The organism is Gordonia phosphorivorans, assembly GCF_042432625.1.
Taxonomy (GTDB): domain Bacteria; phylum Actinomycetota; class Actinomycetes; order Mycobacteriales; family Mycobacteriaceae; genus Gordonia; species Gordonia phosphorivorans.
Genome location: NZ_JBHLWV010000021.1, coordinates 51050 through 74098, shown reverse-complemented (window position 1 = coordinate 74098; position 23049 = coordinate 51050). Strand labels below are relative to the sequence as shown.

The following is a 23049-nucleotide window of genomic DNA, read 5'->3' as shown; positions in this document are numbered from 1 at the left end:
CTACTGTCGACACGCAGAGGCAATACGAGGGGGAACCGACATGCCAGTCACCATGGATTCACGAAAACGCGCCGCGCTGGCGGTGGGCGCAGGACTGACGGCGGCCGTACTGGCCGGCTGCGGCAGTACCGCGACCGACGGTGATCGCGCCGCGACAGCGTCCACCACGACGATCACCACCACCGCCGAATGCGATCGTGACCGGGACATGACCGCGGCGGTCCGCTCGGCGATCGCCGAGACCCCAGCACCGTCGGGGATGACCTGGCAGCCCAACGGCAGCCCGGTTCCCGAGCCGTGCCGCACCTTGGACTACTCCACGACGACCGTCCAGATGGCGACCGTTTCGTCGCCCGAGGCCATCCTGCTGTTCCACAACGGGGAGTTCGTCGGCCTGGCGTCCAAGTGTCTCCTGCCCCTGCGGAACGTCCAACACGACGGGGACAACACGGTCGTGGCCACCTACCGCTTCGCCCGCGAAGGCGAGTCCAATGCCGGTGCCAGCGGCACCGCCACGCTGCGCTACACCTGGGACGGGGACAGGGTGGTCACCGACGGATCGTTCCCGGCCGAGATCTCGTACATCCAGGGCTGCGGCGGAGCTGCGGCCCCCACGGGCAGCACGCCGTCGTCGACGATCACCGAGGTGGCCCCGGCCGACTTCGCCACCCCGGGAGCCGCCGGCTACTACCGCTGGAAGTACGGGACCGGCAAAGAATGCGCGGCCTCACCGGCAGGTATCTGGTGCAGTGTGACCTTCCCGCCCGGCACCCCCGATGTCCGCAACGACGTCTTCACCGGCCCGCCCAACTCGATCCACCTCACCGCGGCGGGCACCCGAGCCACGATCACGGAGGGCGGACCGCCCGGCGCTCAGACCCTGCCGGTGAACAGCCGGATCACGATCGACGGCCTGTCGTGCACCGCGGTGACCGACGGCATCGACTGCGACGGCCCCGACGGCGGCTTCACGTTCATCGACGGCACCCTGACCCGCCGCGGCACCGAACTGGCGCCCACCCCGTCCTGAGCGAGGCGAGAAACCACAACGACCGCGCCCCGGTGAGCCTGCTGGCTCACCGGGGCGCGGTCGTTGTGCGGGAGGAAGAGTTACTTGACCAGGTTCTCGTTGGTCAGCGTCTTCACGCCCTGCTCAGCCTTCTCCACCAGCGAGGCCGGGGGCAGGAAGTTGTCGCCGTACGCGGCAGCAAGCTCCTTGGCGCGGGCCACGAAGCCGGGCACGCCGCCCTCGTAACCGTTGATGTACTGCACCACGCCGCCGGTCCAGGCCGGGAAGCCGATACCGAAGATCGAGCCGATGTTGGCGTCCTCGACGGAGGTGAGCACACCCTCGTCGAAGCACTTCACGGTCTCCAGCGCCTCGGCGAAGAGCATGCGCTCCTTCATGTCCTCGAGCGGGATCACCTTGCTGCCCGAGTTGAAGTGCTCACGCTGGCCCGGCCACAGCAGGGTGCGCTTGCCCGACTCGTCGTAGTCGTAGAAGCCCTTGCCGTCCTTGCGGCCGGTGCGGCCGTTGTCGACCATCCAGTCGACCACGGCGAACGAACCGTGCTCGGCCGGCTTCTCGCCCGCTGCCTCGGCGGCCGCCTGGGTCTCCTTGCGGATCTTCTGCGGCAGGGTCAGGGTCAGCTCGTCCATCAGCTGCAGCGGCGGGGCCGGGTAACCGGCCTGGCTGCCTGCCTGCTCGATGAACGCCGGCTCGACGCCCTCGCCGACGGCCGCGATGGCCTCGTTAACGAAGGTACCGATCACACGGCTGGTGAAGAAGCCGCGGCTGTCGTTGACCACGATCGGGGTCTTGCGGATCTGCAGGGTGTAGTCGATCACCTTGGCCAGCACGGCGTCGGAGGTCTTCGCACCCTTGATGATCTCCACCAGCGGCATCTTGTCGACGGGGCTGAAGAAGTGGATACCGATGAAGTCCTCGGAGCGCTTGACGCCCTCGGCGAGGATGGTGATCGGCAGGGTCGAGGTGTTGGAGCCGAGCACGGCGTCCGGCTCGACGATGTCCTCGATCTCCTGGAACACCTTGTTCTTGACCTCGACCGACTCGAAGGCAGCCTCGATCACGAGGTCGACGCCCTTGAAGTCGGCGGCGTCGACGGTCGGGTGAATCCGAGCCAGCAGTGCGTCGCTCTTCTCCTGCGTGGTCTTGCCGCGCTTGAGGGCCTTCTCCTCGAGCTTCTCCGCGTAGCCCTTGCCGCGCTTGGCTGCCTCGAGGTCGATGTCCTTGAGGACCACCTCGATGCCGGCCTTGGCCGAGACGTACGCGATGGCCGCGCCCATCATGCCGGCGCCGATCACGCCGACCTTCTTGGCGGTGTACTTGTCGTAGCCGTCGGGCCGCGAGCCGCCGCCGTTGATGTGCTGCAGATCGAAGAAGAACGCCTTGATCATGTTCTGCGCGACCTGACCGGTCACCAGCGACACGAAGTAGCGGGTCTCGACGAGGTCGGCGGTGTCGACGTCGACGTACGCGCCCTCGATGGCAGCGGCCATGATGGCGCGCGGGGCCGGCATGTTGGCGCCCTTGATCTGCTTGCGCAGCATCGCCGGGAAGGCCGGCAGGTTGGCGGCCACGGCCGGGTTGCTCGGTGCGCCGCCGGGGATCTTGTAGCCCTTGACGTCGAACGGCTGCTGCGCCTCGGGGTTGGCCGCGATCCATGCCTTAGCGGCCGGGATCAGCTCGTCGATGCTGCCGACGACCTCGTTGACCAGGCCCACTTCCTTGGCCTTGGTCGGGTTCATGCGCGGGCCCTGCAGCAGCACGTTCAGCAGCGCGGCCTGCATGCCGAGCAGGCGAACGGTGCGGACCACGCCGCCGCCGCCGGGGAGCAGACCGAGGGTCACCTCGGGCAGGCCGAGCTGGTTGCCCTTGACGTCGGCCGCGACGCGGTAATGGCAGTGCAGCGCGATCTCGAGGCCACCGCCGAGGGCGGCACCGTTGATGGCGGCCACGACGGGCTTGCCCAGGGTCTCCAGGCGACGCAGCACGGCCTTCATGCCGTTGGTGCGCTCGGTGATCGCGGTGGCGATCTCCTCCTTGGTCTGGGTGCGCTCGGCGGTCATGTCCTTGAGGTCGCCGCCCGCGAAGAAGGTCTTCTTCGCCGAGGTCAGGACCACACCGGCGATGTCGTCCTTCTCCGCCTCCAGGCGCTCGACGGTCGCAGCCATCGACGACTGGTAGAGGTCGTTCATGGTGTTGGCGCCCTGATTCGGGTCGTCCATGGTCAGGATGACGACGCCGTCGGCGTCCTTCTCCCACTTGATCATGTTGTCAGTCATGAGTTCAGTCGTTTCCTTCGTTCTCAGGTCGCTCAGACACGCTCGATGATGGTCGCGACACCCATGCCGCCGCCGATGCACAGGGTCACCAGGCCGTAGCGGCCGCCGGTGCGCTCCAGCTCGTCCAGGCAGGTGCCCAGGATCATCGCGCCGGTGGCACCCAGCGGGTGGCCCAAGGCGATCGCGCCGCCGTTGACGTTGACCTTCTCGTGGGGGATACCGAGATCCTTCTCCCACTTCATGACGACCGAGGCGAAGGCCTCGTTGAGCTCGAAGACGTCGATGTCGTCGACGGTCAGGCCGGCCTTCGCCAGCACCTTCTCGGTGGCCGGGGTGGGACCGGTGAGCATGATCGACGGCTCCGAGCCGACCTCGGCGTAGGCCACGATGCGGCCGCGCGGGGTGAGACCGTTGCGCTTGCCGGCTTCTTCCGAGCCGATGAGCACCAGGGCGGCGCCGTCGACGATGCCGGAGCTGTTGCCGCCGGTGTGGACGTGGTTGACCTTCTCCACGTTCGGGTACTTCTGCATGACGACATCGTCGAAACCGACCATGTCGGCCAGCGCCTGGAAGGCGGGCTTGAGCTTTCCCAGGCTCTCGGCGGTGCTGCCCGGACGCATGTGCTCGTCCTTGTCCAGCAGGGTCACGCCGTTGATGTCCTTGACCGGGACGATCGACTTCTCGAAGCGACCTTCCTCCCAGGCGATGGCGGCACGACGCTGCGACTCGGCGGCGAAGTTGTCGATGTCCTCACGCGAGAAGCCCTCGATGGTGGCGATCAGGTCGGCACCGATGCCCTGCGGGGCGATGTAGTTGTCGAAGGCGGTGGCGGGGTCCATGAACAGGGCGCCGCCGTCGCTGCCCATCGGCACGCGCGACATCGACTCGACGCCGCCGGCCAGCACCAGGTCGTCGAAGCCCGAGGCGACCTTGGCCGCGGCCAGGTTGCAGGCTTCCAGACCGGAGGCGCAGAAGCGGTTGATCTGGGTGCCGGGGACGCTCTCGCCCAGGCCGGAGTTCAGTGCGGCGGTACGCGAGATCACGGCGCCCTGCTCGCCGACCGGCGAAACCACGCCGAGCACGACGTCGTCAACGGCCTTCGGATCCAGGTCGGGGTGACGCTCCAGCAGGGAATCGATCAGACCCGAGATGAGGTCGATCGGCTTGACGCTGTGCAGCGCTCCGCCGCGCTGCTTGCCACGAGGCGTACGCACCGCGTCGTAGATGAATGCTTGGTCAGGCACAAGAGTTCCTTTCACACGAACCTAGATGGTTACCGACAGGCTAACCCGCAATAACGTTTTTGGCTATAGCCACAGGTACATCCATATTAATTTCGAACGAACTGAGCTATGGTCGGTTCACCATGTCGACCTCGAAAGCACCCCGACGCACCCGCGGCGTAGACCGCCGCGCGCAGCTCTGCGCGGCCGCCACGGTGCTGTTCACCGAGCGCGGCTATCCGCACGTCTCGGTGTCGGATGTGGCCGCCCGCGCCGGTGTCAGCACACCGACCGTCTATCGGCATTTCCTCGACAAGCAGGAACTTCTGTTCGCCGCGACCCAGGGCGGCGTCGATTCCTTCGAGGCTTACACCGACGCCGCGCTGGCCGCCGAAGCCGTCCGCCCGGCGCCGGACCCGGCCAACGCGGTGGTCACCGCCGCGACCACGTTGAGCATGGCCGACCCCGGCGCCCACACGCTGTGGCGATGGTCCGGTCAGCATCTGTCCGACGAACAGAACCGCGAGGTGGTGCGCCGCACGCGCAGCGTCCTGCGCCGCTGGGCCGCCGCGATCGCCGAGAGCCGCCCGGCGCTGTCCGAGCGCGAATCGATGTACCTGGCCGGCGCGGTGCTGTCGGTGGCCGGCAGCCGCATCGGGCGCGCCCAGAAGAACAACGCCGTGCTGGTGGAATCGACTGTGCGCCAACTGATCTGGCGGCTTCTCGACCTTCAGCCCACCCTCGCCCCGCCGCTCCCCGAGCGGCCGGCGGGACTGCCGGGAGAGGGCGGGCGGCGCGACGAGATCCTCGACGCCGCCGCCCAGCTCTTCGCCGAGCGGGGCTACCCCGGTGCCGGGATGGACGATATCGGCGCCGCCGTGGGCATTACCGGCCCCAGCGTCTACAAACACTTCCCCGCCAAGGAGGCCATCCTGATGGCCATCGGCCGGCGCAGCGCCATGCGGCTGGAGGCCGGAGCGATGGCGGCCGGCTTCCTCACCTCCGACCCGGCCGAGCTGCTGGCCCTGCTGGTGGACTCCTACGTGCAGAACATCACCGCCTCGCCGGACCTGCGGGTGGCACTGAGCAGCGGATACATCCTCGCCGGCACGCCGGATGCCGCCGAACTGCTCACGATGGAGCGCGGCTACGTGGCGCGGTGGATCGACCTGTGGTCGGCCGCCCATCCCGAGCAGAGTCGCAGCACCGCCACGCTGACCGTGCACGCCGCCCTGGCGGTGGTCCTCGATGCCGTCCGCATGCCCCGCAGTACCCCGCGCCCGGAGTTCGCCGCACGCATGGCCTACCTCATGAAAGGCTTGCTGGCATGAAGTACAGCCGCGACGAGATGATCGAGAAGCTCCGCCTCGATCCGTCGTTCGCCGAGAAGCTGTGGGCCGCATTCGGTTTCACTCAATCACCGGACGGCGCCGCGAGCTTCACCGAGGACGACCTCGACGCGCTCTCGGTGTTCGTGGGCGCCGACGGCGAGATGGACCCGGCCGCGCAGCTCGCCGCCGCTCGCGTCATCGGACAGTCCACCGCACGGTTGGCCGAATGGCAGGCCGGCCAGATTCGCATCCTGGCCGACAACCCCCGCGTCGGCCTGACCACCGAGGAACTCACCGCCGCGGTCGCCCACGTCCAGCGTCTGGTGTGGCGTCGCCACCTGGACAACTACCTGTCGCACTACGAGGACGAGGCCGCAGCCTCCCCCGAGGCCGAGGGTGTCGAGGTGATCATCGGCTTCGCCGACATCGTGGGCTACACCTCCCTGTCGCGCCGACTCGGCCTCCACGAGCTCGAGGCCCTGCTCAACACCTTCGAGTCCGGCGCCCACGAGGTGATCAACCGGCACGGCGGCCAGATCATCAAGGCCCTCGGCGACGCGGTGATGTTCACCGCCCCCAGGCCGGAGTCCGCCGCACGGATCGCCGTCGAACTGCACGACCTCAGCGTCGACGACAACGACCTGCCGCAGTTGCGGGTGGGCCTGGCCGCGGGCCCCGCCCTGACCCGCCTCGGCGACATCTTCGGCGAGCCGGTGAACATCGCCGCGCGCCTGGCCAGCAGCGCCCACGAGGGTAAGACCCTGATCGACGACCACCTCGCCGCCGCCCTGGCCGACGATCCGGCCTGGTACCTGCGCCAAGTCGGCTCGCTGTCGGTCCGCGGATACCGCCGCCTGCGCGCCACCTCGCTTGCCCGCGATCGCCGCAGTGCGGAGCACGACGACAAGCAGCAATAAAAAGGAAGGCGCGGACCGGGTTCGGCGGATTACCCTCGAACAGATGACATCCACGATCGCCGTCGAGGCCGTAGATCTGGTGAAGCGTTTCGGCGATTTCACCGCCGTCGACGGCGTCAGTTTCACGGTCCCCACCGGCTCGGTCCTCGGCGTGTTGGGCCCCAACGGTGCAGGTAAGACCACAGTCGTCCGCATGATGACCACCCTGTCCGTCCCCACCTCGGGCACGGCACGCGTCAACGGTTTCGACGTGCGCGAGCAGCCGGACATGGTGCGTCGCAGCATGGGCTTGACCGGCCAGGCCGCCACCGTCGACGAGTTGCTGACCGGCCGGGAGAACCTGGCCATGATCGGTGGCCTGTACGGCATCTCCCGACGCGCTCTCCGCACCCGGTCGGACGAACTGCTCGCCCAGTTCTCCCTCACCGAGGCCGGGGACAAGGTGGTGCGCGACTACTCCGGTGGCATGCGCCGACGTCTCGACCTGGCGGTCAGCCTGCTGACCTCGCCGCCGGTGCTCTTCCTCGACGAGCCCACCACCGGCTTGGACCCGCACAGCCGGAACGAGCTGTGGGACGTGCTGCGCGACCTGGTGGCGCGCGGCACCACCCTGGTCCTGACCACGCAGTACCTGGAGGAGGCCGACCAGCTCGCCGACAAGATCGTGGTGATCGACAAGGGCCGGATCATCGCCGAGGGCACCCCGCTACAGCTCAAGGACCAAGCCGGCTCCGCCAGTGTTGTGGCCACCCTGACCCATGCCCACCAGATCGGTCCGGCGCGCGAAGCACTCGCGGTGACCGCCACCGAGATCTTCGTCGACGAGAGCGCCCGCAGTCTCACTCTTCCGGCCGGCGGCCTCGCCGACCTGACCCGGGTGGCGCAGCTCCTGGAGTCCGGCGGCTTCGAGGTGGACGACCTGAGCCTGTCCCGGCCGAGCCTCGACGACGTCTTCCTCTCGCTGACCGGCCGGCGAACCACCCCCACCGATGACACCGAGGAGACCCAGCCATGACCGCCTCGAGTCCCGGCATCGCCGTGTCGAGCCCCGCCACGACCACCTCGAGCCTGTGGCGTCAGGTCTCGATCATGGTGCACCGCAGCCTGATCCACACCAAACGCATGCCGGAGATGCTCTCCGACGTCACCGTGCAGCCGATCATGTTCGTGGTGTTGTTCGCGTTCGTCTTCGGGCCCGCGATGCCGATGCCCGACGGCGGCAGCTACACCTCCTACCTGCTGCCGGGCATCATGGGGCAGACCATCGCGTTCACCGGTTTCATCGTCGCCACCGGCATCACCGCCGACCTGGAGAAGGGCATCGTCGACCGCTTCCGCTCGTTGCCGATCAATCGCGTCGCCTACCTGCTCGGACGTTCCATCGCGAGCCTGTTGCACTCGTCCATCGGCATCGTCGTGATGGCGCTGACCGGTCTGGCCATCGGCTGGCGCATCCACACGGGCGTCGGGGAGGCCACACTGGGCTTCGTCATGGTGCTGGTCTTCGGGTTCGCGATGATCTGGTTCGGCGTCCTCATCGGTTCCTGGCTGCGGTCCGTGGAAGCGGTGAACGGTTTCATGTTCACCACGATGTTCCCGCTGACCTTCTTGTCCAACGCCTTCGTACCGACCGCGCCGATGGCACCGTGGCTGCGCACCATCGCCGAGTGGAACCCGATGTCGTCGCTGGTGCAGGCCATGCGGCAGCTCTGGGGCAACGGCCCGCACGCCGGACCCGACGCCGCGCTGCCGCTGCAGTACCCGGTGATCGCGACCCTGCTGTGGTCGGCCGGGCTCACCGCGATCTTCGCTCCGCTGGCCCTGCGCGCCTTCAACCGCCGCACCGCGGACTGACTCCCGCCACCCCCGGCGCGCGGCCGCTGAAAAGTGCTGAAAGTTCGGGGGTCCACCGGCATATCGACGTCAGGACCCCCGATATTCAGCACTTTTCAGCACACCGCTGCGGCGACATGCGGTCAGGCGGTGCGGGTCAGTGCTTCGATCGGGTCGGCGTAGATCGCATCCAGCGAGGCGGCACCGGCCGCCTTCTGCTGCACGGTGATCGCCGACCGTGCGACACGGACGTCCCGGTTGGTGATCACCGAGGTGGCGCGCAGCGACTTGGACACCACCGGCAGTGCCTCCGGGTAGTCGGTGAAGGCCTGACCACCGAGGATCACATGATCGGGATTGAAGATGTCCGACATCAGGGCGACGGTCCGGCCGAGCACCTCGGCGCGTTCGGAGAGGATGCCGTGCGCCACGTCGTCGCCGGTGCGCGCGGCGTTGCGCAGCTGTTCGAGTGTTTCGATCTTCAGACCCGCCGCCGCGGCCGCGCGCAGCACGCCCGAGTCGCTCACCGCATCCTCGAGGCGCCCGGTCTTCTCCGGGTCCAGGAGGCGGGTTTCGCCGGTCGGGAAATGCCCGATGGTGGGCGGGCCGGCCGCCGGGGTGTGCACGGTGCCGTCGACGCTGAACGCGATGCCGGCCATCTCGCGGGCGTAGAAGTACAGGAAGTTCTGGCTGGTCTCGGCCGGGTTGACCACCAGTTCGGCGGCGGCCATGGCCGCCACGTGCGAGGCCACCGACACCGGCAGACCCAGCGACTCGGCGACCAGTTCGCCCACCCGCACCCCCGACCAACCCAGGCGCGGGTGATCGACGACGCCCTTCTCGTCGACCTTGCCGCCGATGGCCACGCCGCCCCACAGGAGTCGCTTGCCCACCCAGCGGTCGGCGAATCGCCGCGCACTGTGGCCGATCGCGGTGACCACCTCGTCCGGCGTCGCGGCCTGCGGGGTCGCGATGTTCACCGCGCCCACCACCCGGTGCTGCAGGTCGTGCGTGGTGATCGCGGTGGTGCGGTAGCCGATGTGAATGCCGACCGTGAGGAAGTCACCGGTGTTGATCTCGAACGGCACCCGCGGGCGGCCGACGGCCCCGGGCGGGGTCAGGTCGGCGCGCTCCCGGATCAGTCCGGCCTTGAGCAGGGCGCTCACCTGACGGTTCACCGTCGAGATGGACAGGCCGGTGGCCGCAGCGGTGTCGTCGCGGAAGACCGGGCCGGAGACGCGAGCGGTGCGGAGCACGAGGGCCGCGGCCTTGGTGGACAGCTGGAGGCTGGCCACTTCCGCATACGGGGCGGTCACTCGCGCCGCGCGTCGTCGAAGGTGCTGAGCATGAACCGATCCCTGGCTGGAACGAATGGAAGTGGCGACCCGACGGTCGAGGGTGGAGGTCATGAAAGTTCGGTGTCCTTGGTGCCGTGTGCGCGGCCGAGCATCGTTCGGCGAGGGCGCAGCGTGGATGAATGCCCCGCGGGAAGCGGGATGGAAGCTGGATCAGCGCATTCGGCAACAACAAAGGACACGGGCAAGCGGCAGACGGCATCCCAGAGCGGTGGTCACGTAGGTGACCTCCGGGATGGCGTGGGGCTTGCTCGTCATGCCCGCCAACGTAGCAAGTCGGGACGGGCTGGGCAATACCGAGTGACGAATGTCAAGTCATTCGAGCACGAAGACCGGAATCTGCCGCTCGGTGTTCTGCTGGTATTCCGCGTAGGGCGGAAAGGCGGCGACGGCCAGCGTCCACCAGCGTGCGCGCTCCTCGCCGGAGACCTCGCGCGCCGTCATCACGCGCGACGAATCCCCGTCTTGCACAACCACTTCCGGATGCGCCTTGACGTTGAAGTACCAGGCCGGGTGGTCGGGAGCACCGCCCTTGGAGGCCACCATCGCGTACTTGCCGTCGGACTCGACACGCATCAGCGGCACGTACCGCTTCTTGCCCGACTTGGCACCGGTCGTGGTGAACAGCACCACGTCCCGGCCGTCGATGCCGACCGAATCGGTGGAGCCGGTCTCCAGGATCTTCTGCGTCTGCTCGCGCACCCAGTCGACGGGGCTCAGTTCCGGTGTCTCGCTCATCCCTCGATGGTAGGACCGCCGCGGGCGTTCGGTCAGCGGAAAGTGGCCAGCCCGACGTCGGCGGCGGACAGGTGGGCGTGTTCGTTCATCGAGACGACGGTGATGCCGCGGCGACCGACCAGCAGTTTGGTGTACGACGCATTGACCATGGCTCGCGCCAGCGTCGGCCACGCCTGCGCCGGCACGCCCCACAACCGAGCGATCAACGCGGTGATGGTGCCCGCGGACGAGACCGCGAGCACGGTCTGACCGGAACCGGCCAACTCCACCGCCCGGTCGACGGCGGCGCTGGTGCGTTCCTGATACTCCGCGTAGGTCTCGTCGGAGTCGGCCGCACCGGCGGTCCACCGCAGCAGGGCCGCGTCGAGCACCTGCTGGTACGCCGCAGGCGACCGGTACATGTCCGGCGTCGGCCCGCCCGGCAGCGCCGGGATCAGGTACTCGTCCCAGCCCGGGTCGACGACGTGTTCGGGCAGCGGACCGTCGTGCACCTCGCCGAAGGCGGCGAGCACCCCCGCACAGGTGGCGACCTGGCGGGCCAGTCCGCCGCTCACCGCGGCGGTGAAGGCAGGCACCTGCCGGGCCAATTCCAGTCCGGTGCGCCGCGCCTGCTCGACGCCCAGGTCGGTGAGCCCGGGCGCATCCGCCGGAACCGGATCGGTGGAATACGCGTGCATCGGCGCCTGTCCGTGGCGCACCAGGTAAATGACACCCACGGCTCAGGCCCTGTGCAGGTTGGTGCCGGGACGACTGAGCACGGCCTGCGGCAGCACCGCGTACCGCCCGAGCTGCGTCACCGCATGCGCGACGGTCGCGACGTCGGCGCCGGTGATCATCTCCTCGGCCGGAATCGCACCTTCGCCCTTGGTCCACTCGGACATGTCGGTGTCCACGTAGCCCGGGCAGATGGCCGTGGCCGAGACACCGCGCACCGATTCCTCGAGGTTGAAGGTCTCGCACATCGAGATCAGCGCGGCCTTGGTGGAGCCGTAGGCGGTCAGATTCGGTTCGGGGTAGACGCCGGTGATCGACGAAATGGCGATCACCTTGGCCGCACCGTCGGTGCCTGCGGTGGCCCGCAGCGTCGGCAGCATGCCCTGCAGCAGCAGGAAGGGGGCGCGCAGATTCACCTGGTAGAGGCGGTCCAACCGGCGCACCGGGAAGTCCTCCACCGCACCCATCACGCCCATGCCGGCGTTGATGACCAGCGCATCGCAGCGGCCGTAGGCGGCGGTGTGAGCCGCGGTCAGGTCGGCGAGGGCGGCGTCGTCGGTCATGTCCGCCACCTCCACCTCCACTCGTCCGCCGTGCACTCGCAGCGCCTCGGCGCGCTCGTTGAGCGCATCCAGGCCGCGTGCGGAGATGGTGAGGTCCCAGCCGTGAGCGGCCAGACGTTCGGCGATGGCGGCACCGATACCGCGGGACCCTCCGGTGATGAGGGCGGCTTTACGAGTCGTCATTGCAGTGCTTTCAGTCCGGTGTCGATGAAGTGCGCGGTGGCCTCGGCGGCCCGCTCGGCGCCCGCCGCGCCCGATGAGCCTCCCTGCAGCGCGCGGTGGGTGATGCCTTCGGCGATCACACCGAGCTTGAGATTGGCCAGCCCCACGTAGAAGCCCCAGTCGCCGAGGTCGGCGCCGGCGATCTGGGCGTAGCGCTGCGCCATGGCGGCCGAGTCGGGATAGCGGTCGCTGGTCCAGGCGGCCTCGAAGCCGAGGACCTGCGAGAAGACCGGCTCCCGGTAGACGCACATCAACGCGACGTCGGTGAGCGGATCGCCGAGGGCGGCCATCTCCCAGTCGACGACGGCGGCGATGCGGCCGGGATCGTTCGGGGCGACGATGGTGTTGTCGATGCGGAAGTCGCCGTGCACGATCGTCGACCGCGCCTGCTCGGGCGTACGCGCCGCCAGCAAATCGGCGAGGCGCTCCACGTCGGGCAGCTCGCGCGTCTTCACGTGGCCCCACTGCCGCGTCCACAGCTTCACCTGGCGGGCGGCGAAGCCCTCCGGGCGGCCGAAGTCGGCCAGGCCGACGGCGCGATAGTCGACCGCGTGCAGATCGGCCAGGGTCCGGACCAGCGCGTCGAAGTTGGTCGCCACGTCGGTGTCGGACCAGGCGTCCAGATCCTCCGCGGACCGGATCACCTGCCCGTCGACGAACTCCACCACGGTGCACGGGGCGCCGATGAACTCGCCGGTCCGGTCGATCGCCACCGGGGTGGCCACCGGCACCGCGGTGCCGGACAGCGCCGAGGTCACCGCCCATTCGCGTTCCATGTCGTGCGCCGACGGCGTCAGACCGGCGAGCGGCGGCCGTCGGGCCACCCAGCGTCGCTCGGCGTCGCTCACCACGTAGGTCAGATTGGACCGACCACCACTGATCAACTCGATCTCGAGCTCGCCGATCACGTCGATCCCGTTGGCGGACAGCAGCTTCCGCAGGTCCGCAGCTTTCAGCCCGGCATGATCAGACATTGCGCACGCCCGCCTCGCGGGCCTTGCGCGCACGTCCGACGGCCCGCTTGGCGAGCGCCCAACGGTGCACCTCGGAGGGGCCGTCGTAGATGCGGAACGGACGCACCTCGTTGGCGAGCCGGGCCAGTGGCAGATCCTCGGACACGCCGAGGCCGCCGCACATCTGCACGCAACGGTCCAGGATCCGCGAGAACGCCTCGGCCCCATAGGTTTTGGCGATCGACGTGGAGTTCGAGGCGTGCTCGCCCTGATCGAGTTCCCAGCAGGCGTTGGTCAGCAGTGCGCGGGTCGCGGCCAGGTCGATCTCGTTGTCGGCCACCATCTGCTGGATCATGCCGAGGTCGCCGAGCTTGCCGCCGAAGCCCTCGCGGGTGCCGACGTAGTCGAGCGCGATGTCGTGAGCCCGCTCGGCCACACCCATCCAGCGCATCACGTGCGTCATGCGGGCCGGGCCGAGGCGCACCTGCGCGTAGCGGTAGCCCTCGTCGGGCTCACCGAGGACGTCCTCGTCGGGCACGAAGACGTCGGTGAAGGTCACCTCGCAGTGTCCGCCGATCATGCCGCGGTCGTAGGTGTGCACGTAGCGCCCCACCTCGATGCCGGGCGTGCCCGCGGGCGCCAGGAACATCGTCGCGCCGCCGCGATCGCCGGGCTCGCCCTTGGTGCGCGCCATGATGATCCACATGCCCGCACCGTCGGCACCGGTGATGAACCGCTTCATGCCGTTGATCTTCCAGCCGCCGGGGACGCGCACCGCATGGGTACGCAGGGCGTTCGGGTCGGCGCCGGCACCGGGCGAGGGCTCGGTCATCGCGAAGGCGCTGCGAATCTCACCCTTGGCCAGCGGCGCCAGGTAGCGATCCTTCTGGGTCGGGCTGGCGACCTCGGCGAGCATGTGCACGTTGCCCTCGTCCGGGGCACCGAGATGCAGGGCCACGGGACCGAAGGTGGAGCGGCCCGCAGCGGTGAAGACCGGCGAGCGGTCGGACATGTTCAGTCCGAGACCACCGAACTCGACCGGCGCGTGCGGCGCGAAGATCCCGGCCGCCTTGGCCTGAGCGTTCAGCTCGCGACGCAGATCGTCGCCTCCTGCCGCCACGATGTCGCCCGCGTACTGGTTCTCCAGCGGCAGCACGACGTCGTCGATGAAGGTGCGGGTCCGCGCAACGAGGTCGGTCACCTCGGGGCTGTAGGACAGGTCGATGGTCATCTCAGCTCACTCACTCCCTACCGAACGATCGCTCGGTCACCCGTGACTGTACCCCACAAGATCGCGTGCCAACACCAGGTTCCGTTCGACGAGCTGTTCAGGGGTCTGCCCACCGCCGGGTCGGTACCAGGTGGAGACTCCGACACACATGGTCGACAGCGCGCGGGCGGCGTCGTGCGGAAACTCGGTGGTGAAGATTCCCGCGGCGACGCCGTCGTCCACCGCGTCGTCGACCATCCGCTGCTGTCGCGTCCGATGCCCGATGTAGATCGCGCGGTACTCCGGGTCCATGCTGCGTACCTCGGTGGAGCCGACGAACGCCTGCGCGCGCCGGTACATGTGAAAGCGCAGCAGCGACTCGACGAGCGCCTCGAACCGAGCGAGTGGCGACGGGCCGGCCTCGGCCAGCGCCGCCTCACTGCGGCCCAGCAGCTCCTCCATCGTCAGCTCCGAAAGACCTTGCAACAGAGACTGTTTGGACGGGTAGTGGTGGTACAGCCCCGGCACCGAAAGTCCCGCGCGCGCAGCGATATCGCGCACCGTGGTGCCGTGATATCCGTGTTCGGCGAAGGCTTCCAACGCCGCCGCAAGCGGCGCAGGGAGTTCGGGCGGGCCATAGTCGCGCCAGGTGCTCATGGCAATGAACCTAGTCCCAGCAGCAGGCGTACACACACGTCCACCAGCTGAATCCGCGTCACCTCCACCTCGCCCTCGGTCCACGCCGCGAGCAATCGGCCCAGGCCACCGACCTGAAAGTAGGCGGCCGCGGTGGTGACCGGACCGGGTGGAGCTCCCACCGCTTGGACCGCCGATTCGGTGGTGAGTTGCACGAAAAGGCGCACCGACTCCGCACGCTTGCGGGCGACCACCGGGCTGCGCACCGTGTCGGCGAAGAGCAGGCGCCCGGCCCGCCGATCGGAGTCGATCACCTCGACCACCGCGTCCACCGCGCCGCGCACCTTGTCCTGCGAGGCCTCGCCCGCCGCGAACGCCAGCTGCGCCTTCTCGGCGATCTCGGTGATCACTCGGTCGTAGGTCGCCGCCACCAGATCGTCGACGCCGGGGAAGCTCTCGTAGAAGTACCGCGGAGTCAGCTCGGCGCGCGCACAGACCCCGCGCACCGTGACCGCACCCCCGTCGGCCTCGGCCAGCATGTCCAGGGCCGCGTCGATTAGCGCGGCCCGCCGACGGGCCACCCGCGCATCGCCGGCCTCACCGCCGTAGGCGCGCAGCGTTGGTTCGGATCCATTGTGCTGCGACATCACCCCGACATCTTGACACTCGTCCGGGGCGCGAGTTGAATAAACACCACAGCAAAGTGGTAACAGTCGTTATCAGATGAACGGAGTCGCCATGAGCGCCGAGACCATCACCACCAGTCAGGCCGCAGACATCGCCCGTGATGCCGAGACCATGCCCCGGTCCCGGCGCGAGGAACTGGACAACGTGGTGATCGACGACCTGGACCTGCTCGGGATCGCACTGCTGGCCGGACCGGCGAACGTGATCATGCAGCTGGCGCTGCCCGCGGTCGGTTACGGCGTCTACGAATCGAAGGTCCACTCCGGAAACCTGTTCAAGAATCCGACCAAGCGGACCCGCACTACGCTCACCTATCTCGCGGTGGCCGCGACGGGCTCCCCGGAGATGCGCAAGGCCTACCGCCAGGCCGTCAACAAGTCGCACGCCTATGTCCGGTCCAGTGAGGCCAGCCCGGTCAAGTACAACGCCTTCGACCCGAAGCTGCAGCTCTGGGTGGCCGCCTGCCTGTACCGCGGCTGGGAGGACATGCAGCGGATCTACGGCGACCCGGCCAAGATCACCGAGGAGGCCTACCAGCAGGGCGCGGTCATGGGCACCACCCTGCAGATGCCGCGGGACATGTGGCCGGCCACGCGAGTGGACTTCGAGGCGTACTGGCAGTCGACGATCGCGGCGATCGAGATCGACGACACCATCCGCGAACACCTGCTCGCCATCGTGCGCCTCGACTTCGCCTACCCGGCGATCCGGCTGCTGGGACGGTGGTACTCGGAAGCCATGACCATCGGCTTCCTGCCCCCGGAGTTCCAGGAGAAGATGCGGATCGCCCCCACCCCGGCGCAGCGCCGATTCTTCGCGGCGCACAACGCCGTCGCCCGACAGCTGATCAAGGTGCTCCCCAAACCGCTACGGGAGTTCCCTTTCAACCTGTTGCTGGCCGATTTGAACTGGCGACGCCGCACCGGCCGCCCCCTGGTGTAACCGAGGTCAGGCCCGCGAAAGCCGCTTCAGCGCGGAACGGTCCAGGCTTGCCACGTCGGTGTGCCCGGTCAGGCCGAGGGTGAGGTCGAGTTCGGCGATGATGTTGGCGACCGCGTCGCGGGCGCCGTCGGCGCCGTTGAGCGCGAGGCCGTACATGTGCGGACGGCCGATGCAGACCGCGTCGGCGCCCAGCGCCAGCGCCTTGAACACGTCGGCGCCGGTGTAGAAGCCGGAGTCGGCGAGGATCTTCGTCTTCCCCGCCACCGCGTCGGCGATGTCGACCAGCGCGTCGGTCGACGAGATGGAGCCGTCGACCTGCCGTCCGCCGTGGTTGGACACGATGATGCCGTCGACGCCGAGGTCCACGGCCTGCCGGGCGTCGTCCGGATGCAGGACGCCCTTGAGCACGATCGGCAGCGACGTCTTCTCGCGCAGCGAGGCGATGTCGTCCCAGTTCAGCGACGGCCGCGAGTAGATGTCCAGGAAGGTCTGCACGGCCGCGCGCGGCTCCGGCGCCGTCAGGTTATTGCGCAGGTCGCCGGGGACGTTGCGAGCGATGGAGAACAGCGTCTTGATCGCGCCGAGGGAGATCTCCGGCCGCTCGTCGGCGGCATCGTGCAGGCGTTCGGCGACGATCTCCCAGAACGACGGATCCGAGGTGTACTGATTGATGCCCTCGCCCCGGGCGAACGGCAGCGAGCCGAGGTTCAAGTCCTGCGGCCGCCAGCCCAGCATGGTGGTGTCCAACGTGACCGCGAGGGCCGCCGCACCCATCTTCTCCGCGCGGGCGATCAGGCTGTCCACCAGGCGATCGTCGGTGGACCAGTACAACTGGAACCAGCGCGGCGCACCGGGGGTGACGGCCTCCATCGCCGCCGCCACGTCCTCCATCGGCGCGCAGCCCTGATTGGAGAAGATGTACGGCACGCCCAGCTCCGCGGCGGCCTTGCCGATGTGCACGTCGGCGTCCGGATGCGCCAGCGCGCCCGCACCCACTGGAGCGAAAAGCACTGGCGCAGCGAGGGTTTGACCGAACAGCTCGATCTCGGTGCTGCGTTGACTCACGTCGCGGAGCACGCGCGGCACGATGGCCCACTCATCCAGCGCGGCACGATTGGCCGCCATGGTGCGACCCTCCCCCGCGCCGCCGGCGATGTACGCCCACGCACGCGCAGACATCTTGGCCTTGGCGCGCCGTTCCAGTTCGGCGAAGTCGGTGGGGATCACCGGCTTTCGCCCGTGGATACCCGCGGTGTAGACGTCGTTCTGGCGGGAGCGTCCGAAGTTCACGGTCACCATGGCCGGTCAGGCGTTCGCCAGCGCGTCGGAATCGTCCCGCTGCAGATAGAAGTAGAAGTGCCGGTCCCGGACCAGCGAGGTCTTGCCGTTCATGATGCCCATCAGCGTGCGCTCGTCGACCCGCTTGAAGTGATCGATCACCGGCTGCCCGTCGTAGACCATCGACGCGGTCACTTCCCCGCGGAAACCGACCGGCCAGAGACTGGCCTCGCCCTTCCCGATCTCCTTGTTGGAGTACAGGTTTCCGTTCTCGTCGCGGCAGACCATCGGCGCGACGTCGTACCAGCTGCGGAACCACTTGCCGTGCCAGCCGACCTTCTCCAGCTGCCCGTCCATCGGATGCCCGGACGGCAGTTCCCCGCCGCGCCAGTCGCCGAGGATCTCCTCGACGGTCACCACCGGCAGCGCCGCCCAGATCGCGTCGAGGTCGGCCGGCTCGCTGATCTGCTGCGAGGCCACCCGCTCGAAGAAGGTCGACACGGCCTGGTCTGCGGAGAGTTGGCTCATACCGGGAGCATATCTATCGTGAGACCCGGGACACAGTGACGCGGTGCACATCTGCGGGCACGCGGCGGGCCGCACTGGCCGGAAGGTTCGACGAATGACAGCGCACCGATACGACGACCTGCGCGCACTGGTCCGCGCGTTCCTCGACGCGGAGACCGCAGCGGGCACGTTCGCCCCGACCGCCGACAGCTGGTTGACCGGCTGGGACACCGAGTTCACCCGGCGACTGGCCGAGCGCGGCTGGGTCGGCATGACGATCCCGCGGGAATACGGCGGCCACGGTCGCGGCCACCTGGAGCGATTCGCCGTGACCGAGGAACTGCTCGCCGTCGGTGCCCCGGTCGCGGCGCACTGGATCGCCGACCGGCAGATCGCACCGTCGCTGCTCAAGTTCGGCACCGAAGCGCAGAAGCGCACGCTGCTGCCCGGAATCGCCTCCGGCACAGTCTTTTTCGGTATCGGCATGAGCGAGCCCGACGCCGGCAGCGACCTCGCCGCGGTGCGCACCCGCGCCACCCGGGTCGACGGCGGCTGGGAACTCACCGGCACCAAGGTGTGGACCTCCGGCGCACACCGCGCGCACTACTTCATCGCGCTGGCCCGCACCCACCCGCGCGAGGACGGCCGACGCCACGACGGGCTCTCCCAATTCATCGTCGATCTGCGCGGACCCGGCGTCACCGTGAATCCGATCATCTCGATGAACGGCGGCCACCACTTCAACGAGGTGGTGTTGGAGAAGGCGTTGGTGCCCGACGACATGGTCTTCGGCGAGATCGGCGCGGGGTGGACGCAGGTGACCAGCGAACTGGCCTTCGAACGCAGCGGCCCCGAACGCTTCCTGTCGACGTTCCCGCTACTGAGCGCCGCCGTCGAATCCGACGACTCGACGGTCGACGACCCCGCCCTCGGCGCGAGCATCGCTCGGATCGCCGGCCTGCACCACATGTCCGGCGCGGTCGCCGAGACGCTCGCGCGCGAAGAACCCGCCGACCTCGCCGCCGCCGTGGTCAAAGTGCTGGGTACCGCCACCGAAGGCGACATCGCCGACGTCCTCGACCTGGCGATCGCCGACGACGCGTCGCCTCTGGGCACGGCGGTCGCCGCCGCTGCCGATCAGCGGCCCGGTTTCACCCTGCGCGGTGGCACCAACGAGATCTTGCGCGGCGTGATCGCCCGCGGACTGGGGATGCGATGAGCGGCAACGAACTGAATGACCTGATCGGGGCGGTGCTGACCGCGCACCGCGACGACCCGCACCGCCTGTGGACCGAACTCAGTCGGGCAGGTCTCACCCGATTGACCGGCTCGGTCGACGGCGGCGGCAGCGGCGCGGGCTGGGCGGAATCCGCTGCACTCCTGCGCGCAGCCGCTGCGCACGGAGCCGAACTGCCCGTCGTCGAACACGATCTGCTGGCCGGCTGGCTGTGCGAGCGCGCCGGGCTGCCGGTCGACGATCGCCGCCGCAGCGCCGCGGTCCTCGACGCGCACGGGCGGGCGCGGCGGGTCGGCTGGGCGGCCGCTGCCGACCGTCTCACGCTGCTGCACCCGGTCGGCGACGGCTGGGCGGTATCCGACGTCGACGCCGCCGACGTCGCCATCACCCCGGGCCGCAATCGCGCGGACGCACCGCGCGACGATCTCGCCGCGGATCCGGCTGCGCTGCACGGAGTTTCGGTAGATCCCGGCACGGTCGAGCAGTTCGTCCTACGCGGCGCGCTGGCCCGCGCGGTCAGCATCACCGGTGCGCTGGACCAGATTCTCGTCGAGGTCCTCGAGCACACGACGACGCGCACGCAGTTCGGCCGTCCGCTGGCGCAGTTCCAGGTGATTCAGCACGCCGTCGCCGACCTGGCCGCCGAGAACGCCCTGGCGCGGGCCGCCGTCGACGCGGCCGTCGCGGCAATCCCCGGCGGGGAGCCGCACGCCGACTTCGACCCGCAGGCCGCGTTCCGGATCGCGGTGGCCCGCTCGGTGACCGGGCATGCCGCGTCGATCGCGGTCCGCACCGGGCACCAGCTGCTGGGCGCCATCGGCACCACCCGCGAGCACCGGCTGCACCGGTTCACCCGCCCGATCCTGGCCTGGCGCAACGAGTTCGGCAGTGTCGCGCACTGGGACACCGTGGTGGCTCAGACCGCGCGGGCCGCCGGATCGCAGGGTTTGTGGCCGCTCATCACCGGCTGACCGCACCCCGCGGCGAGCGGGTCAGGAGAAGCGCATCTCCTCGGTGACGTCGTACCGGCGTGCGTCGACCGCATCCAGGAACGCGTTGTGCCGCACATGCCACGGTCCCTCGTGCGCGGCCTTGGGCATCCGGTGGCCGGACCGCTTCACGTAGCCGGAGTCGAGTTCGAAGAAGGCGTGCGCTTCCGGCTGCCGCCCGTTCAGCGTCGGATAGGCCCGGGTGTACCCGTTGCTGCGCATGTGGGCGACCAGGTCGGCCACCGCCTTGCTGGTCAGATCCACCCGCAGCGTCCACGACGCGTTGGTGTAGCCCACCGACCACGCGAAGTTGGGCACGTCGTTGAGCAGGTAGGCCCGGTAGCCGTACCGGTCGCCGGGGTCGACGGCCTCGCCGTCCACCGACAGCGCGATGCCGCCGAAGGCCACCAGATCCAGACCGGTCGCGGTCACCACGATGTCGGCGTCGAGCACGCGGCCCGAACTCACCCGCACCCCGTGCTCGGTGAAACCGGCGATGGTGTCGGTGACCACCTCGGCACTGCCGTCGCCGACGGTCTTGTAGAAGTCGGCATCCGGGATCACGCACAGCCGCTGATCCCACGGCTCGTAGGCCGGTTTGAAGTGCTTGTCCACGTCGTAGCCCTTGGGCAGGTAGTGCACCGCGAGCCTGCGGATGAGGCGCCGCGCGGTCTTCGGGAACCGCCGACAGAACAGATACAGCGCCATGGTGATCGCGACGTTTCGGTACCGAATGAGGTCGTGCGCCAACTGTTTCGGCAGCAGCCGCTGCGCCAGGTTGGTCATCGGATCGGTCCACGGATACGGGAACAGATAGCTGGGTGAGCGCTGCAGCATCACGACGTGCTCGGCGTCGGCGGCCAGCGCCGGAATCAGCGTCACCGCCGTCGCGCCGCTGCCGATCACCACCACCTTCTTGCCGGTGTGGTCGAGGTCCTCGGGCCAGAACTGCGGGTGCACCATGGTGCCCGCGTAGTCCTCCTCGCCCGGGAAGTCGGGCCGGTACCCGGCGTCGTACCGAAAGTAGCCGGTGCACAGGTAGAGCATCCGGGCACGCTCGGTGCGGGGTTCGTCGTCGACCAGCAGGTCGACGGTCCACAGGTCGGTGTCGGTGTCGAAGTTCGCCGACACCACCTCGGTGGAGAACTGGATGTGCGGGTAAATACCGAAGTCGCGGGCGGTGTTCTCCAGGTAGTCGCGGATCTCGCCGCCGGTCGCCATGGTGCGGTCGCCGCGCCACGGGTTCCACGGGAAACTGAGCGTGAAGATGTCCGAGTCGCTGCGGACCCCGGGGTAGCGGAACAGGTCCCAGGTGCCGCCGATCCGCTCCCGCTGCTCCACCATCAGGTACTTGAGGTCCGGATTCCGTTCTCGCAGCCGGTAGGCCGCGTCGATACCGGAGAGACCGGCCCCGACGATGAGGACGTCGAAGAACTCGGAATCGTTGTGCACCATGGGTTCTCGTATCTCTTCTCGAGTCAGGCGGACTTGGCGCCCTTGGCCGACTTGGACGGCTTGGACGGCTGGGACGGCTTGGCGGCTTCGGCGGGCTCGGCGTCGGCCTTCTTACTCACCGACGCACGCAACGCCGCGAGCAGGTCGGCCACCTCGTCGCCCTCCGCCTCCGGTTCCGCGGTCGGTTCCGGAAAGGCTTGCTCCCCACCGGATTTCGCCTCGATCAGTTTGCCCAGTTCCTTCTCGAAGACGTCCTCGAACTGGGTGGGATCGAAGTCGGTGGCCATGGTGTCGATCAACGACGACGCCATCTCTAATTCCTGCGGCCGAATCTGCACGTCCTGGTCGAGGAAGGCGAACTCGGGTTTGCGCACCTCGTCCGGCCACAGCAGGGTCTGCAGGGTCATCACGCCGTCGATCACCCGCAGTGCCGCCAGCCGGGTGCGCGTGCGCAAGGTGAACATGGCGATGGCCAGGCGATCGGTGGATTCCAGCGCCTGCGCCAGCAGGGTGTACGCCTTAGGCGACTTCGATGCCGGTTCCAGGTAGTAGGCCTTGTCGAAGTAGATCGGATCCACCTGGTCGGCCGGCACGAACTCGAGAATCTCGATCTCCGGGCTCCGATTGACCGGCAGCGTCGCCAGATCCTCCTTGGTGAGGATCACCGGCTGGCCGTCGTCGCTCTCGTACGCGTTCGCGATCTGGCTGAACTCCACTTCGGTGTCCGTGCCTTCCCGAACACGCCGGTAGCGGATCCGTGTGCCGTCCTTCGCGTCCACCTGATGGGAGGACCGGTCGTGGCTCTCCGTCGCGGAATAGACCTTGACCGGCACGTTGACCAGGCCAAAGCTCAGATCACCCTTCCAGATCGAGCGCATGGGTCCATTGTGCCAAAGACCACACCCGACAGCGACGAACCGTCACTTCCAATCGGAAGTTCGTCGTGCGGCACT

General features: G+C 68.6%; 22 protein-coding genes. 8 read left to right on the top strand and 14 right to left on the bottom strand.

Annotated elements, in window-relative coordinates; all coding sequences use genetic code 11:
* Nucleotides 1–40 precede the first annotated feature (40 nt).
* A complete protein-coding gene (locus tag ACFFJD_RS12520) occupies nucleotides 41–1030 on the top strand; it encodes an LppP/LprE family lipoprotein (protein WP_382364611.1) in 990 nt (329 codons plus the stop codon).
* Nucleotides 1031–1110: 80 nt separating this feature from the next.
* On the opposite strand, the gene ACFFJD_RS12515 is transcribed toward ACFFJD_RS12520, so the two are convergent.
* Nucleotides 1111–3306, bottom strand: coding sequence for a 3-hydroxyacyl-CoA dehydrogenase NAD-binding domain-containing protein (locus ACFFJD_RS12515; protein ID WP_382364610.1), 2196 nt, complete (start codon nucleotides 3304–3306; stop codon nucleotides 1111–1113).
* A 32-nt stretch (nucleotides 3307–3338) separates the two neighbouring features.
* Nucleotides 3339–4550: an acetyl-CoA C-acetyltransferase gene (locus ACFFJD_RS12510; protein WP_382364608.1), complete on the bottom strand. Its 1212-nt coding sequence runs from the start codon at nucleotides 4548–4550 to the stop codon at nucleotides 3339–3341.
* Nucleotides 4551–4672: 122 nt separating this feature from the next.
* Here ACFFJD_RS12510 and ACFFJD_RS12505 point away from each other — a divergent pair, with 122 nt between their 5' ends.
* From ACFFJD_RS12505 to ACFFJD_RS12490, 4 genes are read left to right on the top strand one after another with little or no spacing between them, the layout of a single operon-like run.
* Entirely contained in the window at nucleotides 4673–5860 is a 1188-nt protein-coding gene (locus ACFFJD_RS12505) for a TetR/AcrR family transcriptional regulator (RefSeq protein ID WP_382364606.1), read from the top strand.
* Nucleotides 5857–6777 (top strand): adenylate/guanylate cyclase domain-containing protein, encoded by a 921-nt coding sequence (locus tag ACFFJD_RS12500; RefSeq protein WP_382364604.1) that lies wholly within the window; start codon nucleotides 5857–5859, stop codon nucleotides 6775–6777. Before ACFFJD_RS12505 ends, ACFFJD_RS12500 begins: the two co-directional genes overlap by 4 nt.
* A gap of 43 nt (nucleotides 6778–6820) precedes the next feature.
* Nucleotides 6821–7792 (top strand): ATP-binding cassette domain-containing protein, encoded by a 972-nt coding sequence (locus ACFFJD_RS12495; RefSeq protein WP_382364602.1) that lies wholly within the window; start codon nucleotides 6821–6823, stop codon nucleotides 7790–7792.
* Nucleotides 7789–8631, top strand: a complete 843-nt coding sequence (locus ACFFJD_RS12490) for an ABC transporter permease (protein WP_382364600.1) — start codon at nucleotides 7789–7791, stop codon at nucleotides 8629–8631. The genes ACFFJD_RS12495 and ACFFJD_RS12490 overlap by 4 nt, the downstream gene beginning before the upstream one ends.
* A gap of 122 nt (nucleotides 8632–8753) precedes the next feature.
* Here ACFFJD_RS12490 and ACFFJD_RS12485 read toward each other — a convergent pair whose 3' ends face one another.
* From ACFFJD_RS12485 to ACFFJD_RS12450, 8 genes are all read right to left on the bottom strand, one after another.
* Entirely contained in the window at nucleotides 8754–10019 is a 1266-nt protein-coding gene (locus ACFFJD_RS12485; protein WP_382364598.1) for an ROK family transcriptional regulator, read from the bottom strand.
* A gap of 261 nt (nucleotides 10020–10280) precedes the next feature.
* Complete coding sequence (locus ACFFJD_RS12480; RefSeq protein ID WP_382364596.1) at nucleotides 10281–10703, bottom strand: nitroreductase family deazaflavin-dependent oxidoreductase; 423 nt, start codon at nucleotides 10701–10703, stop codon at nucleotides 10281–10283.
* Nucleotides 10704–10735: 32 nt separating this feature from the next.
* Nucleotides 10736–11419 carry a histidine phosphatase family protein gene (locus tag ACFFJD_RS12475; protein ID WP_382364594.1) on the bottom strand — a complete coding sequence of 228 codons (684 nt, stop codon included), beginning with the start codon at nucleotides 11417–11419 and terminating at the stop codon, nucleotides 10736–10738.
* 3 nt (nucleotides 11420–11422) lie between these two features.
* On the bottom strand, nucleotides 11423–12163 hold the full coding sequence (locus ACFFJD_RS12470) for an SDR family NAD(P)-dependent oxidoreductase (protein ID WP_345313628.1): 741 nt from the start codon (nucleotides 12161–12163) through the stop codon (nucleotides 11423–11425).
* A complete protein-coding gene (locus ACFFJD_RS12465) occupies nucleotides 12160–13176 on the bottom strand; it encodes a phosphotransferase family protein (protein ID WP_382364592.1) in 1017 nt (338 codons plus the stop codon). Before ACFFJD_RS12465 ends, ACFFJD_RS12470 begins: the two co-directional genes overlap by 4 nt.
* The gene (locus ACFFJD_RS12460; RefSeq protein WP_382364590.1) at nucleotides 13169–14386 is read right to left on the bottom strand and encodes an acyl-CoA dehydrogenase family protein; all 1218 of its coding nucleotides are present in this window, start codon (nucleotides 14384–14386) and stop codon (nucleotides 13169–13171) included. The genes ACFFJD_RS12465 and ACFFJD_RS12460 overlap by 8 nt, the downstream gene beginning before the upstream one ends.
* A gap of 36 nt (nucleotides 14387–14422) precedes the next feature.
* Nucleotides 14423–15022, bottom strand: a complete 600-nt coding sequence (locus tag ACFFJD_RS12455; RefSeq protein ID WP_382364588.1) for a TetR/AcrR family transcriptional regulator — start codon at nucleotides 15020–15022, stop codon at nucleotides 14423–14425.
* Complete coding sequence (locus ACFFJD_RS12450; RefSeq protein WP_382364586.1) at nucleotides 15019–15648, bottom strand: TetR/AcrR family transcriptional regulator; 630 nt, start codon at nucleotides 15646–15648, stop codon at nucleotides 15019–15021. Before ACFFJD_RS12450 ends, ACFFJD_RS12455 begins: the two co-directional genes overlap by 4 nt.
* Nucleotides 15649–15739: 91 nt before the next feature.
* Between ACFFJD_RS12450 and ACFFJD_RS12445 the strand changes: the two genes are divergently transcribed.
* Entirely contained in the window at nucleotides 15740–16630 is an 891-nt protein-coding gene (locus ACFFJD_RS12445; protein WP_382364584.1) for an oxygenase MpaB family protein, read from the top strand.
* A 6-nt stretch (nucleotides 16631–16636) separates the two neighbouring features.
* Here ACFFJD_RS12445 and ACFFJD_RS12440 read toward each other — a convergent pair whose 3' ends face one another.
* Nucleotides 16637–17929, bottom strand: coding sequence for an alpha-hydroxy-acid oxidizing protein (locus tag ACFFJD_RS12440; RefSeq protein ID WP_382364582.1), 1293 nt, complete (start codon nucleotides 17927–17929; stop codon nucleotides 16637–16639).
* Nucleotides 17930–17935: 6 nt separating this feature from the next.
* The gene (locus ACFFJD_RS12435) at nucleotides 17936–18436 is read right to left on the bottom strand and encodes a DUF4334 domain-containing protein (protein ID WP_382364580.1); all 501 of its coding nucleotides are present in this window, start codon (nucleotides 18434–18436) and stop codon (nucleotides 17936–17938) included.
* 94 nt (nucleotides 18437–18530) lie between these two features.
* Between ACFFJD_RS12435 and ACFFJD_RS12430 the strand changes: the two genes are divergently transcribed.
* Nucleotides 18531–19634, top strand: a complete 1104-nt coding sequence (locus ACFFJD_RS12430) for an acyl-CoA dehydrogenase family protein (RefSeq protein WP_382364578.1) — start codon at nucleotides 18531–18533, stop codon at nucleotides 19632–19634.
* Nucleotides 19631–20623 carry an acyl-CoA dehydrogenase family protein gene (locus tag ACFFJD_RS12425; RefSeq protein WP_382364576.1) on the top strand — a complete coding sequence of 331 codons (993 nt, stop codon included), beginning with the start codon at nucleotides 19631–19633 and terminating at the stop codon, nucleotides 20621–20623. The genes ACFFJD_RS12430 and ACFFJD_RS12425 overlap by 4 nt, the downstream gene beginning before the upstream one ends.
* 21 nt (nucleotides 20624–20644) lie before the next feature.
* Here the strand turns inward: ACFFJD_RS12425 and ACFFJD_RS12420 are convergent, their stop codons facing one another.
* Both ACFFJD_RS12420 and ku read right to left on the bottom strand, forming a co-directional pair.
* Nucleotides 20645–22096 (bottom strand): flavin-containing monooxygenase, encoded by a 1452-nt coding sequence (locus ACFFJD_RS12420; RefSeq protein ID WP_246992857.1) that lies wholly within the window; start codon nucleotides 22094–22096, stop codon nucleotides 20645–20647.
* Between the two features lie 23 nt (nucleotides 22097–22119).
* On the bottom strand, nucleotides 22120–22974 hold the full coding sequence (gene ku / locus ACFFJD_RS12415) for a non-homologous end joining protein Ku (RefSeq protein ID WP_382364574.1): 855 nt from the start codon (nucleotides 22972–22974) through the stop codon (nucleotides 22120–22122).
* Nucleotides 22975–23049 lie beyond the last annotated feature (75 nt).